General features: G+C 67.2%; 17 protein-coding genes and 2 pseudogenes (1 of these 19 only partly in view). 8 read left to right on the top strand and 11 right to left on the bottom strand.

The window, feature by feature from the left end; translation table 11 throughout:
• Nucleotides 1-436, top strand: partial view of a phosphoribosylaminoimidazolesuccinocarboxamide synthase gene (purC, locus tag ACFQE0_RS12430; RefSeq protein ID WP_378970029.1) — the 3' portion only. The gene continues 359 nt to the left of window position 1, outside the view; only the last 436 of its 795 coding nucleotides appear in the window; its start codon lies beyond the left edge, outside the window; the stop codon is at nt 434-436.
• Between the two features lie 3 nt (nt 437-439).
• Here the strand turns inward: purC and ACFQE0_RS12425 are convergent, their stop codons facing one another.
• The 5 genes from ACFQE0_RS12425 to ACFQE0_RS12405 form a co-directional block, all read right to left on the bottom strand.
• Nucleotides 440-1,114, bottom strand: coding sequence for a glycosyltransferase family protein (locus tag ACFQE0_RS12425; RefSeq protein ID WP_378970027.1), 675 nt, complete (start codon nt 1,112-1,114; stop codon nt 440-442).
• On the bottom strand, nt 1,078-1,998 hold the full coding sequence (locus tag ACFQE0_RS12420) for a glycosyltransferase family 2 protein (protein WP_378970025.1): 921 nt from the start codon (nt 1,996-1,998) through the stop codon (nt 1,078-1,080). The genes ACFQE0_RS12425 and ACFQE0_RS12420 overlap by 37 nt, the downstream gene beginning before the upstream one ends.
• Entirely contained in the window at nt 1,995-3,803 is a 1,809-nt protein-coding gene (locus tag ACFQE0_RS12415) for a glycosyltransferase family 2 protein (protein WP_378970023.1), read from the bottom strand. Before ACFQE0_RS12415 ends, ACFQE0_RS12420 begins: the two co-directional genes overlap by 4 nt.
• A 133-nt stretch (nt 3,804-3,936) precedes the next feature.
• Nucleotides 3,937-4,548: a hypothetical protein gene (locus tag ACFQE0_RS12410; protein WP_378970021.1), complete on the bottom strand. Its 612-nt coding sequence runs from the start codon at nt 4,546-4,548 to the stop codon at nt 3,937-3,939.
• 33 nt (nt 4,549-4,581) lie between these two features.
• Nucleotides 4,582-5,043, bottom strand: a complete 462-nt coding sequence (locus ACFQE0_RS12405; protein ID WP_378975450.1) for an invasion associated locus B family protein — start codon at nt 5,041-5,043, stop codon at nt 4,582-4,584.
• Between the two features lie 255 nt (nt 5,044-5,298).
• Between ACFQE0_RS12405 and ACFQE0_RS12400 the strand changes: the two genes are divergently transcribed.
• A complete protein-coding gene (locus ACFQE0_RS12400; protein ID WP_378970019.1) occupies nt 5,299-5,673 on the top strand; it encodes a hypothetical protein in 375 nt (124 codons plus the stop codon).
• A 3-nt stretch (nt 5,674-5,676) separates the two neighbouring features.
• Here ACFQE0_RS12400 and ACFQE0_RS12395 read toward each other — a convergent pair.
• From ACFQE0_RS12395 to ACFQE0_RS12385, 3 genes and pseudogenes are all read right to left on the bottom strand, one after another.
• A pseudogene (locus ACFQE0_RS12395) lies at nt 5,677-6,410 on the bottom strand (M48 family metallopeptidase).
• Nucleotides 6,411-6,449: 39 nt separating this feature from the next.
• Complete coding sequence (locus ACFQE0_RS12390) at nt 6,450-6,971, bottom strand: A24 family peptidase (protein WP_378970017.1); 522 nt, start codon at nt 6,969-6,971, stop codon at nt 6,450-6,452.
• A gap of 103 nt (nt 6,972-7,074) precedes the next feature.
• Nucleotides 7,075-7,248 (bottom strand): Flp family type IVb pilin, encoded by a 174-nt coding sequence (locus ACFQE0_RS12385; protein WP_378970015.1) that lies wholly within the window; start codon nt 7,246-7,248, stop codon nt 7,075-7,077.
• A 288-nt stretch (nt 7,249-7,536) separates the two neighbouring features.
• Here ACFQE0_RS12385 and ACFQE0_RS12380 point away from each other — a divergent pair, with 288 nt between their 5' ends.
• From ACFQE0_RS12380 to ACFQE0_RS12370, 3 genes are read left to right on the top strand one after another with little or no spacing between them, the layout of a single operon-like run.
• Nucleotides 7,537-8,079 carry a pilus assembly protein N-terminal domain-containing protein gene (locus ACFQE0_RS12380; protein ID WP_378970011.1) on the top strand — a complete coding sequence of 181 codons (543 nt, stop codon included), beginning with the start codon at nt 7,537-7,539 and terminating at the stop codon, nt 8,077-8,079.
• 13 nt (nt 8,080-8,092) lie between these two features.
• On the top strand, nt 8,093-9,031 hold the full coding sequence (locus ACFQE0_RS12375) for a quinone oxidoreductase family protein (RefSeq protein ID WP_378970009.1): 939 nt from the start codon (nt 8,093-8,095) through the stop codon (nt 9,029-9,031).
• Nucleotides 9,032-9,078: 47 nt separating this feature from the next.
• A complete protein-coding gene (locus tag ACFQE0_RS12370; RefSeq protein WP_378970006.1) occupies nt 9,079-9,750 on the top strand; it encodes a metallophosphoesterase family protein in 672 nt (223 codons plus the stop codon).
• 3 nt (nt 9,751-9,753) lie between these two features.
• On the opposite strand, the gene ACFQE0_RS12365 is transcribed toward ACFQE0_RS12370, so the two are convergent.
• Nucleotides 9,754-10,953 carry a lytic murein transglycosylase gene (locus ACFQE0_RS12365; RefSeq protein ID WP_378970004.1) on the bottom strand — a complete coding sequence of 400 codons (1,200 nt, stop codon included), beginning with the start codon at nt 10,951-10,953 and terminating at the stop codon, nt 9,754-9,756.
• A gap of 135 nt (nt 10,954-11,088) precedes the next feature.
• Between ACFQE0_RS12365 and ACFQE0_RS12360 the strand changes: the two genes are divergently transcribed.
• A complete protein-coding gene (locus ACFQE0_RS12360) occupies nt 11,089-11,217 on the top strand; it encodes a TFIIS helical bundle-like domain containing protein (RefSeq protein WP_378970002.1) in 129 nt (42 codons plus the stop codon).
• A 52-nt stretch (nt 11,218-11,269) separates the two neighbouring features.
• On the opposite strand, the pseudogene ACFQE0_RS12355 reads toward ACFQE0_RS12360, so the two are convergent.
• Nucleotides 11,270-12,459: pseudogene (locus ACFQE0_RS12355) on the bottom strand (patatin-like phospholipase family protein).
• Nucleotides 12,460-12,789: 330 nt separating this feature from the next.
• Here ACFQE0_RS12355 and ACFQE0_RS12350 point away from each other — a divergent pair.
• A complete protein-coding gene (locus ACFQE0_RS12350) occupies nt 12,790-13,326 on the top strand; it encodes a GcrA family cell cycle regulator (protein ID WP_378970000.1) in 537 nt (178 codons plus the stop codon).
• On the opposite strand, the gene ACFQE0_RS12345 is transcribed toward ACFQE0_RS12350, so the two are convergent.
• On the bottom strand, nt 13,323-14,246 hold the full coding sequence (locus ACFQE0_RS12345; protein WP_378969998.1) for a TAXI family TRAP transporter solute-binding subunit: 924 nt from the start codon (nt 14,244-14,246) through the stop codon (nt 13,323-13,325). The two genes, ACFQE0_RS12350 and ACFQE0_RS12345, sit on opposite strands and share 4 nt — an antisense overlap.
• Before the next feature lie 257 nt (nt 14,247-14,503).
• Here ACFQE0_RS12345 and cysK point away from each other — a divergent pair, with 257 nt between their 5' ends.
• Nucleotides 14,504-15,478, top strand: coding sequence for a cysteine synthase A (gene cysK / locus ACFQE0_RS12340; RefSeq protein WP_378969995.1), 975 nt, complete (start codon nt 14,504-14,506; stop codon nt 15,476-15,478).
• Nucleotides 15,479-15,546: the final 68 nt, after the last annotated feature.

Raw genomic sequence — 15,546 nt, 5'->3', positions numbered from 1 at the left:
CACGCAGCTGCCGCGCTCCATCATCGAGTTCTATTACAAGAACGACCAGCTCAACGACCCGATGGTGTCGGAAGAGCACATCACCGCGTTCGGCTGGGCGACGCCCCAGGAGATCGACGACATCATGGCGCTGGCGATCCGAGTCAACGACTTCTTGTCCGGCCTCTTCCTCGGCGTCGGCATCCGGCTCGTGGACTTCAAGATGGAGACCGGCCGCCTTTGGGAAGGCGACATGATGCGCATCGTCGTGGCTGACGAGATCTCTCCGGATTCGTGCCGCCTGTGGGACATCAAGTCCTCCGACAAGCTCGACAAAGACCGGTTCCGCAAGGATCTCGGGGGGTTGATCGAGGCCTATACCGAGGTCGCCAAGCGCCTCGGCATCATGGCCGAGAACGAGAAGGTGCAGTTGGGCGGCCCACGCCTCGTTCAGTAACGCTCAGGCGGGGCGGCGGACGGGACCCTGCCGGGGAAAGTCCTTCGCCAGCCTCGCATGGGTCGAAAGACCGGCATCAAAACCGGGATTGTAATGGGGGTCCTGCACCAGCAGCGGCCCCCATCGCTTTTTGAAGGCTGCGACCTCGCCTTCGTGGCGAAGGCGTGCCTCCGGTGTCCAGCGGCGGCTTGCCGCCTCCCGGTGATGGAGCACGGCTTCCGGCACCTGCAGCGTGTCGTAGCCCGCCGCGTTGAGGCGAAGGCACAGGTCGACGTCGTTGAAGTCGACCGCGAACTCACCCGCATCGAAACCGCCGACCGCATGGAACTTGCGGGCTTCGACCATCAGGCAGGCGGCGGTAACGGCCGACACGCGATGTGCCACGCGCAGGGTCGAGAGGTAGCCCGGCGCATCGCCCGGGAAGTGCCGGTGGGCATGAGTGACGAGCCCGCCCGTTCCGAGAACGATCCCGCCATGCTGGATGCGCCCTTCCCCATCGAGGAGCTTGGCGCCGACCGCGCCGACCTCCGGGCGAAGCGCGTGACGCGCCATCGCGACGAGCCAATCCGGCCGGAACGCCTCGACATCGTTGTTCATGAAGACGAGGAGCGAGCCCTTCGCCTGGGCCGCCGCCGCATTGTTCATCGCCGCGAAGTTAAAGGGTCCCGGACAGGGCACGACGCCCCCCTCCCCTCCCCCGCAAGGGCACGGAGGTAGGCAAGCGTCTCGGGTTCGCGGCTCTCGTTGTCGCAAACCAGGATCTCCAGACGGGGCCAAGCCGTGCGGGTGCGAAGGGCTTCGAGGCACGGGCGCAGGAGATCGAGCCGGTCGCGGGTCGGCACGATCACGCTGACGAGGGGCGTCTCGGGAAGCGGATGGGTGACGCGCACGATGCCGCCGGTCTCCATCATCAGCATAACGGCCTCACGTCCGGTGCGATCGAGATGGGCGCGGACGGGTGTCAGGCGATCGCGCGAAGGCTCGTCGCCGGGCCGATGGAGGAAGAGCAACCCCGGTAGATGGCCGACCGCGTTCGGACCATAACGTTCGGCGATGGCGAAGGCGGCCGCAAGCGGGTCCGATGGAGAGGACAGCGCATCCCGACGGACGGCGAGCGGACCGAGGTAATCGACCGACATCAATAGGTCTGGATCGAAGGCCGGGGGCAGAATCGGGAAGACGGGGCCGCCCGCCTCACGCTGCACCAGCCCGTCGCCGTAGAGAGCTTGGAGATGTGGGTCGTCCGCGAAGGCACGCTCGATCCGTTCGGACGCACCTTGCAGGAGCGTGCCGCTCCCCAGAATGATGAAGCTGCCTCTGGCGGACGCTTCCTCGCAGGGCCGATTCATCTCGGTGGCTGGCAGGGCGAGGCGGTGATCGATACCGATCAGGGCTGCGAGCCGCTGACGAGCACGAAGCCTCTTACCCATCAGGCGAGCGGTCAGAACGCTGAGTGCCGCGCGAGGCTGGCACAGCATGTCACGCGCCGTCGCCTGGACTGAGCGCCGTGATCCGCGCGGTTCACCGAGATAGGCGCCGCCCGTGAAATCCGGACGGGTCATTCAAGATCCTCGCCAAAGGTCGTGAGCGACAAGGCGGGGTGATAGAAGGGATCGTGCCGGATCACCTCGAGCCATCGCTCGGTGAACCGGGCGGCCTCGCGCTCGAACCGCTCGCGTTTCGCCCCGACGGATGGCCCCCGGCTGACCGATTCGAAGTGGAAGAGTTCGGCGGCAGGTGTCCAGATCGTCTTATAGCCACGCGCGCCGAGGCGAAGGCAGAAATCCACGTCGTTGAAATCGACCGGGAAGCTCTCGGCATCGAAACCACCGACGGCCTGGTACTTTTCGCGGGAGACCGCGAGGCAGGCCGCCGTCACAGCCGATACCTCGTGCGCGACGCGGAGCTGGCCGAGATGGCCGGGCGTGTCGGCCGGGCGCCGACGCAGGAGATGGCCCGCCCTCCCCGCGAGGCCGACGACCACACCCGCGTGCTGCAGTTTTCCGTCCCCGAAGAGCAGCTTCGCCCCAACTGCGCCGACATCCGGACGGATGGCCTGACGCACCATCTCACGCAGCCAGCCGGAATCCCTCACGCCGATATCGTTGTTGAGCAGCACGACCACTTGACCCGAGGCGGCCTGCACGCCGGCATTGACCATGGCGGCGAAGTTGAAGGGGTGCGGATAGGGCACGATCCGCACGCGGTGGTCTCGCTGCAATTCTTCGTAGAAGGCAAGGACGGCCGGATCGGCGGAGCCATTATCGACGACGACCAACTCGATGGCCGGGTAATCGGTCGCTTCGAGCACGCCGCGACAGGCGACAGAGATGAGGTCAATTCGGTCGCGGGAGGGGATGATGACGCTGGCGAGGGGTGCCGGGTCGGGCAATGGCCATTGCAGGTCCGTGACTCCGCCCCGCTCGACGGCCTGAACCGAAGACCCGAGCGCGGCGAGGCAGCGGCCGAGGGGATGCGTCGATTTGTGAGACACAGTGGCGAGGGGGCGCGGGCAATGGACCGCCCGGCGGCAGGCATGGGCCGCGAGAATGCCGAAGGCTTCCGCAGCCTCCGCGATCGGGCCGAGGGGAGCGGGGGGTAGGCGCTCGACCAGCGTCCGCGAAAACAGCGCGACCCGCCCGACATAACCGGTGGCCAGGGCCAGATCCGGGCTCCAGTCCGGCTTGAGGCGAGGCAATCCATCCGGATGGATCTCGTCGGCGTAGGCGAGATCCGCCGTGCCGAGGCTCGCCGCGAGAATGGCCAGGGCGTCCGGATCGAGCACGTCCCCCGCTCGCAACAGGCAGAGGCCAGCGGCGTCGCCGAGGAGTTCGGCGGGGCTTCCGATCGAGGCGCCGGACATGACCTCGACCGTGGCGAGGGGATAGGTCTGCGCCACCAGGGATGCTTGCGTTTGCGCCTGGGCGTCGGCGCTGGGTTCGTCCGACAGGATGATGCAGCGGATCGGCAGATGGGGCGCCTTGCCCGTAAAGGCGACGCGGCGCTCGGCCGCCCAGGCAGCGAAACGCGTTCGCCGCGTTACCGCCACGCCGCCCCGCAGGATGTCCCGGACGCGTCGCCCCTGCCCTCTTACCCGTGCCAGCAGCACAGCGGCGGCGTTGCCCGGCCTCCGCCACGCGCATTCGAGCAATACGCCCGCTTCACTGCGGCGTCCGACGCGGATGAGCCGGGTGCCGGGACTCGTCGAGATGAGGATGTCGACCGCATCGGCAGGGATGAGGCCGATCCAATGAGCAAGGCCCAGCGCCGGGCCGGGCAGCACGAGAACCTGCGCGTCGCCGTCGCTGCGTCGGACTCTCAGGAGCGGCCGACGCGACGGCGCCATGGCATCCGCGACGAACGTCATGGTGAACCAGCCGCAGGAGCGGCCGGGCAGGATCAGGCGAGACTCGAAGACGGGATCGCCACTCGGTTCCAGGCGAAAGGCGACCGGCTGTCCGAGCCGCCACCCAGCACGTCCGGCAATCGGGTCGATCGGCTCACTGAGCAGCGTCGCCTCCGCCCGCCGGGGCGGCAGCGGCGGCCGGCTTGCGGCGGGGCTTCGGCTTGGACGGCGCCTTGCTAGCGCCGAGCGAAACCTCGATCTCGTAATCGCGCGTCATCGCTGCGGGCACAGTGAGGTCATCGACTATGATCTGCGCAATCGTCTGCGCCTCGCCCTTGTCGATCTCGGCGGTGGTGCGGCCGACTCGGCTCGCGACGACCTTGTCGTCATATTTGACGGAGACGGTGACGGGCACGTCGAACCGGCCGGGCGAGCCGGCGGGGCCGAGCAGCACGCGCGCTTCGACGCCGACCTTCAGGGCGATGGAGCCATCCTCGCGGCGAGCGCATTCGCGTGCCATGCGGCCGACGCTGATCTGCGTGCGGACATTGGACCCCGCCATGATGCGGAGTGCCGCGCCGCCCTCGGCGACATCCACGGTCGGGCAATAGGCCGCCTCGAGTTCCTTGGGCTGCGACGGCGGCACGGTGGTCCCGCCATACTTGAGCAGGTTCGAGAAGATGTTGCCTTCCTCAGCGCTCGCGGGCGAGGCGCACAGTCCCGCTGCAAGGACGAGACTGAGGAGACTGATCCGCTTTCCGACCATGACGAGGACCCGGACAGGCTTACTTGAGCAGGACTATTTGAGACTGTCGAAACCGGCGGCGAAGCCCTTCATCGACAGGGGTATGCCGACGCCTTCCTCAGGCGTCTGGAACACGATGAAGGTGGCCTTCGAGCCGTTTTTGAATTGCTGGATCAACCCGTTGTCCATCACCACCTCAGCGACGCAGCCCGTCGTGAGGCAGCGCACGAAGCCGGCGCGGCCGATATCGGTCTGGTCGATCTTGAGGCCCAGGCCGGAGGGCAGCAGAACGCCGAGCGGGGCGACCACGCGGAGGAGATAGCCGCGATTGTCGGCGGTCTTCAGCACGATGACCACGAGGGTCAGGTTCGGCCGGTCCTCCGCGGCGAGGTACTGCACGAGGGCGCATTGCTCAGCCTTGGCGCCCGCAGGCGTCTCGCAGCGCAATTGCCAGTCGTCGAAGGTCTTGCGCACGGTCCCCTGCGCGGCGGCTGGCGCGGCGGAGAGAACCGACATCAGGAAGAGCAACCCGGACAGCGCAGCCGCGTGCCGGAAACGTTCGAGCCTCACGAGGAACGGCACCGTCTGACCCTGTCGGAAAGGCCGCGCCTGACGGCGGCGGCCCGGAAAATGAGGGTGTTCCGACCATGCGGGCCCATGCGCTGTCAAGCGAATGACCCATGCAGCGCAGACGACGGCTACCCGCAGCCACGCTTCTGGACTAGATTAAGGCGAACAGGCCCCGCCGCCGCCACAATCTCGGATTGTCCAATGCGTCTTCTCGTCCTCTCGGCCGCTGGCCTCCTCGCCACCCTCGCCCAAGCCGGCGCACAGGGCCTGCCGGTGGGTGAGACCACCTATGTCGAGCGCTCCCTGGAGCATTCGGACACGCTGATCGTCGAGCATCCGCCCGTCGCCGTAAATCCCTATGGTCGCCGTGGTGGCTCGGCCGCCATCGCGGGTTTCTGCCGGGAGGGCGGCATCATCCGGCGGCACGACCAGTTCGGGAACCCGGTTATCCTGCGCCAGCGCGAAGTCTGCGACAGCGTCGCGCCGCGCACGCTGAACCCCGGCGAGGTCGATCCGCGTCCGGCGTGGCCTGCGGAGGTCGTCACCACGCGGCGTGTCCTGCGCGTGAAGGGCTGAGCGTCAGCCGAAGCGGTGCAGCTGCGTGCCGTTCCGCTTCAGCCATGCCTCGGCGGCATCGACATGGCCGCAGAGGTGATGCGCGACAGCCCAGAAGCGCGACGAATGGTTCATCTCGCGCAGGTGCGCCATCTCGTGGGCGACGAGGTAGTCCAGCACCATGGGCGGCGCGAGGATGAGCCGCCAGGAGAAGTTCAGCTCGCCCCTGGCGGTGCATGAGCCCCAGCGACTGCGCGTATCGCGCAACGTGACCTTCACCGGCCGCTGACCGAGCCGCACGGCGTGCCGCTCGATCGACGCATCGATATCGGCACGGGCGGCGCGCATCAGGGCGTCGCGCACCCGGCGGGAAAAATGCGCCTCGTCGCAAGCAAGGGAGAGGATCTTGCCCCCTCCTCCTCGTCGAAGCGCGCCACGCCGCTGCGCGTCCCCCGCAGAACCAGCCGATGCGGCTCGCCGCGAATCGGGATCTCGGCGCCGGGCTCGAAGGCGGTGCGCTCTGGGACGCGGGCGAGCCGGGCAGCAATCCAGCCGGCATGGCTCGCAGCGAAGCGCTGCGCCGTGCTCAGGGCAAGGCGTGGTGGCAGGGTGATCACGGCTTCGCCGGTCGCGGCGGACACACGCAACGTGATGCGCCGGGCGGTATCGCGCCGCCGCAGGGCGACGCGTAGCAACGCGCCCTCGTGGTGGACTTCGAGGTGGTCGGGATCGGGGCGTCGCAGGAATGCGAGGGGCATGGGCCCTTGTAGCTGCGCCGTGGCGCGCGCTCCAGATCCTCAGGCGCCGATCACGACCGTCCAGACGGAAGTCTCGGGGAGGACGAGCAAGGCAGCGGCTGCGAGCGCAATGCCGTAGGGCACGCCGGTCTTGCGGTCGTGCAGATGCAGCGCGAAGGGCAGCTTGGCCAACGGGTTCGGGAGCGGGTGCGAGCGCGCCGCGAGCAGGGCCAATGTCAGAAGGCCGCCGAGGACGGACGCCGCAAGCAGATAATCGAGCAAGCCGTCGAAGCCGAGCCACAGCGCCGTGGCCGCCGCGAGCTTGGCGTCTCCGCCGCCGATGATGTTCAGGGCGAAGAGAGTGAAGGTCGTCGCCAAGACGACCGCGGCTGCGCCGACATGCAGGCCGATGTCGGACAAGCTCATCAGGCCGCTGCCCGCCAGGATGGCGAAGCCGAGCACCAGCGCCAGCGAGATCCGGTTGGGGATCAGCATGGTCAGCAGGTCGCTCGCAGCGGCATAGGCCATGAGAAAGGGGAACAGCACCAGTAGCCCGAACTCGGCAATGATGGTTCCGCTCATCGTGGTCCTCGGTCTTGTTCGCCGCTCCGGCACGGTGAGCTTCCGCCCCGTCCCTTTCAGGACGCGGCGGTTACTCCCCGTGCCGCGGATCGGAGAAGGGCTGCTATCCGATCAGTTCGAGCTGAGCGGAGATCGAGCCGAACTTCGCGTTGAGCTGCGTGCCGATCACCTTCAGCGTGCCGATGATGACGACGGCGATGAGGGCGGCGATCATGCCGTACTCGATGGCGGTGGCGCCGGACTCGTCGCCGGCAAAGCGCTTGACGATGCTCTTCATGGTGATGGCCCTAAATACGAATATCGCTCGGTGACCGACGAAGTGTTACGCCTCGATCGGCGGCTCGTTCACACTGGGTGCCACGCCTTGAAATTGAGTTAACCCGATCTCACAACCAGCGGCAAAGTGCTCACAATCGCGACACGGTAAATAAAAATTGAATTGATAATCATTCACGACCGGTCTTTGTCGCGTAATCGGCACTATATCCTTTAGCGAAACGTTTACCACTTCCGTGCTTGCTGTAAGGGCACGGCATAGCCGCGCGCCGTGTACGGGCTTGTATCGATGCGTCGCACCTTCTCACCGGCCGGACGGCTGGGTTTCGCTCTGAGCATGCTCTGCCTGCTGCCGGCCCCGGTGGAGGCCGCACCGCCGGAAGCCCTGCCCATCGTCACGGTGATCGTCGACAACGCCAAGGTGATCCGCCTGCCGGAGAAGACACAGACCGTCGTCGTCGGCAACCCGTTCATCGCAGAGGTGACGCCGCAGAAGAACGGCGTGCTGATCCTCACCGGCAAGAGCTTCGGCTCGACCAACCTGATCGCACTCGACAATAGCGGCACGTTGATCGCGGAGACGATGATCCGTGTCGAGGCCTCCCGCGAGGCGACGATCACCGTTCAGCGCGGCATGGACCGGGAATCCCTGTCCTGCACGCCGAATTGCCAGCCTTCGGCGCAACTCGGCGACGCAGCCAAGTACTTCGATCCCGCCAGCGTGCAGGCCGACAAGCGCCGCGCCCTCGCCTCCAGCGGCAGCCCGAGCGCCAACGCCCAGGGAGCCGGGCCCGGCGGCGGCGGCGGAATGGGCGGAGTCACATCCCCGTAAGGACGGCATCGCCATGCAGGCAGTCCGCTTCCACACCACCGGCAGCCTCGATGCGCTGCTGGTCGAGACGGTGCCGGACCCCGTCCCTGCTCCCGGACATGTGCGCGTGGCCGTTCACGCGGCGGGGCTCAATCCGAGCGACGTGAAGAACGTCCTCGGCCGCTTCCCCTATACGACCGTGCCGCGCATTCCCGGCCGCGACTTCGCGGGAATCGTGGTTGAGGGCGATGCGGCTCTCCTCGGCCGCCGCGTATGGGGTACGGGCCGCGACCTCGGCTTCGACCGCGACGGCAGCCACGCCGAATTCCTCACCCTTCCCGCCGACGGTGTGGCGATCATGCCGGAGGCGCTCTCTTACGCCCAGGCTGCGAGTCTCGGCGTTCCCTTCACCACCGCATGGGATGCGCTGAAGCGTGCGGGCGTGACGGCGGAAACCCGACTCCTCGTGGTCGGCGCAGGCGCGGTCGGCCGTGCGGCGACCGACCTCGCCCGGGCGGGCGGCACGCAGGTGCATGTGGCTGTCCGCCGCCCCGAACAGGCCGAGGAGTTGAAGGCCATCGGCCTCGACGCCGCCGCCTACCCAGCCGATGCCGCCCTTCCGACTGGCTTCGACGTCGCCTTCGAGACGACGGGCTACCGCCTGCCGGAGGCGATCCGCGCCATCAAGACCTTCGGCCGCGTGGCCATCATCTCCGCGCCGCCGAGCGGCCATGTCGAGACGCCCGTTCTCGATCTCTACCGGCGGGGCGGATCCATCGTCGGGGTCAACTCGCTGCTCTACGACAGCCGCGCCTGTGCGACGATGCTCCGCGAAATCGGCGACCTCTTCGCGCGAGGTTCGCTGAACTGCGGCGCAGTAACCGAAGTGCCCCTGGCCGATGCCGTCGCGGCTTATCGCGACGTGTCCCGCGAGGGCGGCGACAAGATAGTGCTGAGGATGCCGAACGCCTGAGGCGTCGCTCGTCTTGCACAGCGCCCGAGTCCCGTGGACAACGGCTGATGCAATCCACGGCATTGACGTACGCCATCGGCGATATTCACGGTTGTAACGAGCAGCTGGATGCGCTGCTCGAGCGGATCGACGCGCATGCCGATGGCCGCGAGCGGACGATCGTCTTCCTCGGTGATTACGTCGATCGCGGTCCGGATTCCGCTTCGGTTTTGCGGACGGTAAGCCGCCTGCAATGGTCCGACCCCGACCACGTCGTCTGCCTGATGGGTAACCACGAGCGGATGCTGCTCGATTCCCTGACGACCGAAGAGGCCGCACTGCATTGGCTCTCCAATGGCGGCGACGCGACCCTCGAATCGTTCGGGGCGCGGGATGTCTCGGGTCTGCCGAGCAACATTCTCGACTGGCTCGAAGGCCTGCCGACCCTGCATTCCGACGCCCGCCACTGGTACGTCCATGCCGGCTTCCGGCCCGGAACCCTGCCGGAGGAAAGCGATGTCCATGATCGCCTATGGATTCGCGACGTCTTCCTCGACGGGGACCATGATTTCGGCCGCCACGTCGTCCATGGCCACACGCCGCAGCGAGAGGGCCGACCGGAGCGAAGACCCTTCCGGACGAATCTCGACACCGGCGCGGTCTATGGCGGCGCGCTGACGGCTGGCGTCTTCACCGATGAGGCGGGCCCGGCGGACCACTTCCTCCAGGTCCGAGCCTGAGCGTCACTTCTTGTGTGATCTCAGCTTTTCCAGCATCGCCGCATCGGCATAACCATCGGGCGGCAGGCCTGCGGCCTTCTGGAACGCGCGCAACGCCGCCCGGGTGCGCGGCCCGATCTTGCCATCGACCGTGCCGACCGGATGTCCCTGCTCATTGAGCAGGGTTTGTAGGTCCTGTCGCTCCTCGTTGCCGAGCATCCGGTCGCCACGTGGCCAATCCCGCCCGAAGCCCGGCGAGCCTCGCAGCCTGTCCGAAAGATGGGCCACGGTGAGCGCGTAGGAAAAGGAGGTGTTGTAGCGCAGGATCACCGCGAAATTCGGCATCAGCAGGAAGGCGGGACCGCGCGCACCGGCGGGCAGGTACAGCGTCGCCTTGTTCTCATCGCGCAGGCCATCGTCCCGCACCGGCTTCACACCGAGCGTGCGCCAGTCCGCGAGGCTTCGCGATGTCGTCTCGTCCGCAAGCGCAAGGTCGAACCCATCGGGAATCGTCGCCTCGGTGCCCCACCGCTCGCCCGCCTTCCAGCCCTCTGCGACGAGGTAGTTCGCCGTGGAAGCCAGGGAATCCGGCACCGAACCCCAGAGATCACGCCGCCCGTCGCCGTCAAAATCCACGGCGCGCGAGAGAAAGACGGTCGGCATGAACTGCGTGTTGCCCAACGCGCCCGCCCATGAGCCGGTCAACCGCTCCGGCGTGGCATCCCCTGCAGCGAGAATCTTCAAGGCGGCGATGAGTTCGGCGCGCCAGTAATCCGGCCGCCCCGGATCGCCGCAGGCCAGCGTGGCGAGCGAGCGCACCGCAGGGCGGACGATCGTGGGATCATCGAGCACGGCTCCGTAGCTCGACTCGACACCCCAGAACGCGACGAGCGTGTAGCGATCTACTCCGTACTGGGCCTCGATTGCATCGAGGGTGCTCGCCCATCGCTGAAGCTTCCGCTGTCCCTCGGCGATCTTCTCCGGCGTGACGGAGGCATCGACATAGGCCCAGACCGGCTTCGTGAACTCGGCCTGATTGCGGGTCGCTGCGAGTACATCGGGATCGGGCGTCAGGGTGCCGAGTTGCGCTTGTGCGACCTCGCGCGGCACCCCGGCCTCGACCGCCTTCCCCGCCAAGGCCTCGAAGCAGCTGTCCGACTGCGCAGCGGAGACCGGGAAGATCGCGGTCCACAGGGTGGCCAGCAGGAGGGGGGCAGACTTCATGCTCATCTCGACGCGTTTTCGGGGTCGGACCCTCGCATGACATGCGCGGGCCGGTCATTGCGGAACAGGGGTGCCCGTCGCCCGTTGATGAACAAGCTGCGCCGTTTTAGCGCAGGATGCGAGAGGACCCCGCGCATGAGCCTTATCGGACGTCTCGTCACCAAGATCCTCGGCAACGAGGATCGGCCCGTCATCCGCGACGACCGCAATGCGAGCACGGCCTCCCCGATCGGCCGCCTCGTGACCAAGATCCTGCGGAAGTAGCCGGGCCTTTGCCCCTACCGATCCAGGGCGAGCCGCCCTGGATCGTTCGAGTTTACGGGTTCACCGTCTGCGCGATTTGCGCCTTCGTAATGGGCGCCGCGGGAACGGTGTGCTCCCACAGGTGGCTCGTCCGGGCCTTCTCGAAACCGTCCTGGTAGAGAGAGCGCATGTAGGCGGTGTTGAACCCCTGCGCCGCCGGAGCCTTGGGACCGGACTCATCCACGTAAGTCAGGTTGAAGCCGATATTGTTCGCGCGGGCGAGGGCGTAGGTCGCGGCCAGCGCCGCGCGGGAGCGCGCCCGGCTCGCGGTGGTGAACGACCGGCCGACAATCGCGAGGGTGTTGTTCTGCGTCACCTCGAAATCCGGCTCGAGACGGCCGTTGATGACCACGAAGATGTCACCCTTCCCGTTGGTGCGCAGCTTGCCGTCCCGCAGCAAAAGGCTCTGCGGCAGGGTGAAGACGGGTGTCACCACCGAGCCGTCGACGTGCATCTCCTGGAACTGGGTCGGGCCGGCGCTGACATCGATGAGTTGCGGCGGGAACACCGCAGGGATGCTGGCCGAGGCTGCAAGCACGTCGCGGAACAGCCCAGGCGGTTCGGCGCATTGCTTGAGGCAATCGCGCCCATGTTCCAGATCACGGCACGCTGCGAGTCGAGGTTCGTCGTCACGACGAGGAGGCGACGACCCTTGGCATGCTCGGCGGCAATCGCGTCCATGAGGTCGTTCGTGAGGTATCGCCCGATCAGGTCACGCAGGCGCCCATCCCCGAACAAGCCGGAGCCGAAGAGCACGCTCGTGATGCTCGGCTCGGCAACCAGCGTTTCCGCGACGCCGCTCGTATAGAATTCGGTGAGATAGGAATCGTAACCGGAGCCCAGGAAAGCGAAGGGCGCGATGAGCGCGCCTGTGGACACCCCCGAGACAAGGGTGAATTCAGGTCGCGTCCCCGAGGCCGTCCAGCCATTAAGCACGCCCGCGCCGTAGGCGCCGTCCCCGCCGCCGCCGGACAGAGCGAGATAGGTGAAGCGGGACCTGCGCTTTTCCGGATTGGCCGCGAGTTGCGCGATGGTCTCGACCGAGGCGTCCGCAAAGACGCGAGCGTCGGCGACGCCGGGAATGGTCGCATCGCGGGCTTGGTCTGCCGTATAGGCGGTGCGCGGCACGGAGCCGCAGCCCGCCACGAGCGCGGCCAAGCCGAGGATTGCGGCGCAGCGCAAACCATTCCGAACGGTGGCCATCGTCAACATCCCGAACGTCCGGCTCGCACGAGGCGACGCACTTGCTAAGCAGAACCGAGCTTGGCCGTTTCGCGTTCCGGAAGCAAAGGCCAAGTTCGCCTTGACGAGTGGTTGTTGCAGTGCGGCCACGATCCGGCCCAGGGCCACGGTTGGCGGTGGACAGGCCGCCGAGTGCCCAAAACCGTGGTCACGTCGCCCTTGCAAGCGCCGCGAACGCCGCTGTAGGGTTCAGCGACGGCTCGGAGAGACACGGTGTCGCACTGGCCCGGCTTCCGCTGGCCGGCTCGAACGCGTCGCGTGCGCCGCTGGGCGATGGGTCGGAGGGGGATAATGGAAGCGGGCTTAAGCTGGACCGAAGAGCGCGTGGCGCTTCTTCGCCGCCTCTGGGAGGACGGCCAGAGCGCCAGCAAGATCGCGGCGCAACTCGGCGGGGTGACGCGCAATGCCGTCATCGGAAAGGTTCACCGGCTGGGTCTCGCGGGCCGCGTGAAGTCCGGCGAAGATGCGCCGGTCGTTGCCAGCAAGCCCGTTGAGGTGGAGAAGGCCGCGATCCTGGCCGCCGCGCCGGAACCGGCTGTCGTCGTCTCGCACCGCCCGGCTCCCGAATTTCCGCAGGCGGCCCCGCCTGCTCCAGTCGCTGCTGCCGCCCCCGAACCGGCTGCGATCCCCGTATCGCAACGGGTCACGATCATGGACCTTCGGGAATCCATGTGCCGCTGGCCGCTGGGCGATCCGACCACGCCGGAATTCCGCTTCTGCGGCGCCCGGTCGATCACCGGCCTGCCCTATTGCACGCACCACGCCGAAATCGCCTACCAGCCGGCGACCGAGCGCAAGCGCGACCGCCGGGCGGCCGGTTTCCGCTAAGGCTTCGCCTCGGACAGGTAACGCCGCGTTCCTGCATCGACCGCGGCCTTCGGCAGAAGGCCGTCGAGTAAGTGTGGGTCGCTCTCGCCGCCTTGGGCGTGGCGGGAGCGCATTTCTCCATTCGCTCGAGCGAGAGCCTTCACGATCCGGTAGCCGGCCTCGGGTGGAAAGTTCGGCCGCGCGAGGATGAAGCTCCACGAACCGATCGTCGCGATTGGAGCGTCCTGCCCCGGAAAGCTTCCGGCTGGCACACTCATCCGCGTCAACTTCTGATCCTGCGCCGTCAGCCTGTCGATCGCATCGGCCGCTGGCCCGAGGAAGCGGGCACCGCCCTCCTCTTGCGCCACGGCCAGGAACCCAGGCCATCCCAATCCGCCGCCCCACAGGGCCGCGGCCCGTCCATCGCGAACCATGGCGGGTCCATCGCCGGCATGATCGAGGAGGATGGGCTGGATGTCGCGCTCCGGGTCCAGGCCCGACGCGGTGAGCACCGCCCGGCCCATCACCGTCAGTCCCGAGTTTCGCGTTCCGAGCGCGACGGGCCGACCACGCAAGTCGGCGATGCTGCGCACCGGACTGTCGGCGCGCATCACGAACAGGCCGGGGGTCGAGTACATCGGCGCCAGCACCTTCGGCCCATCGGGCTTGTCGAAAATAGGGTGCGCATAAGCGCCCTGCACCAAAGCGAGATCGACCTCCCCGCGCGTCAGCAGGCCGATATTCTCCGCCGACCCGCCACTCGACCGGGTCTCGATGACGAGATCGGGATCGGCGGCGTGAATTGCGGCGGCGAAGGCTTCTCCAAAAGCCGGGAATCCGCCGCCGGGCGTCGCGGTGGCGAGAGTCACGTGCAGAGGCGCGCCTCGCGCCGGCCATGCCGCCATCGCCATGCAGAGGGCGATTCCGGCTCGGCGGGTCAATCTCGTTTCGTGGCTCATACCGATACCCGCTTGAGAAGGTTTTTCTCTGGTGGACAGAGAAAGAAAATACAATCTTCCACGACGAGGCTTAATCCCCGGCATCAATAAAATGATTTGTCGGATAAGGCACTTACAGTGATTGCTCCGGCCGGATCGAGCGTCTATCGCAGCCCATGGAACGGATCCGGTGAGCCCCGCCCCCTTGGCATAGGGTTTTCGCATCCGACATCGGAACGAACGCAGACAGGACATACGCGATGGCCGATTCCCTCAACGCGCCGGCCAAGGTCGGCCATGGTCGCATCTTCGGTTCGATCACGGAGACGATCGGCAATACGCCGCTCGTGAAGCTCAATCGCCTTCCCAAGGAGCACGGCGTCGACGCCGAAATCCTGCTGAAGCTCGAGTTCTTCAACCCGATCGCGAGCGTGAAGGACCGTATCGGCGTCAACATGATCGACGCGCTGGAAGCCTCGGGCAAGCTGCAGCCGGGCGGCACGTTGGTTGAGCCGACCTCCGGCAACACCGGCATCGCGCTGGCCTTCACCGCCGCCGCGCGTGGCTACCGACTTATCCTCGTCATGCCGGAGACGATGTCGCTCGAGCGGCGCAAGATGCTCGCCTTCCTCGGCGCCGAGCTTGCCCTCACCCCCGGCCCGCAGGGCATGAAGGGGGCCATCGCCAAGGCCGAGGAACTCCTTCGCGAGATCCCCGGCGCGGTGATGCCGCAGCAATTCTCGAACCCGGCCAACCCGGACATCCACCGCCGCACCACGGCCGAGGAGATCTGGGCCGACACGAACGGCAAGCTCGACGCGTTCGTCGCCGGTGTCGGCACGGGCGGCACGATCACGGGCGTGTCCGAGGTTCTGAAGCCGCGCCTGCCTGACCTGAAGGTCTTCGCGGTGGAGCCGGTCGATTCGCCGGTCATTTCCGGCGGCCAGCCGGGCCCGCACAAGATCCAGGGCATCGGCGCGGGCTTCATCCCCGACAACCTGCACACCGACGTGCTCGATGGCGTCCTGAAGGTCTCGAACGACACCGCCTTCGAGACGGCGCGGGCGCTGGCCAAGCTGGAAGGCATCCCCGGCGGCATCTCGACCGGCGGCAACGTGGCCGCCGCCCTCGAACTGGCCAAGCGGCCGGAATTCCAGGGCAAGCGGATCGTCACCATCGCCTGCTCCTTCGCCGAGCGGTACATCTCGTCGGCGCTGTTCGACGGCATCGGCTAGTTCGAACCCTGCGGCCCGGCGCTCCGCGCCGGGCCGCAACGATCACCCGCCGCCCCCGTTGTCCCGAC

Origin of the sequence: Methylobacterium komagatae, assembly GCF_042661665.1 — a bacterium.
GTDB classification, from domain to species: Bacteria; Pseudomonadota; Alphaproteobacteria; order Rhizobiales; family Beijerinckiaceae; genus Methylobacterium; species Methylobacterium komagatae.
Note: the sequence above shows the minus strand (reverse complement) of the source record. Positions and strands in the feature narration are given on the sequence as shown.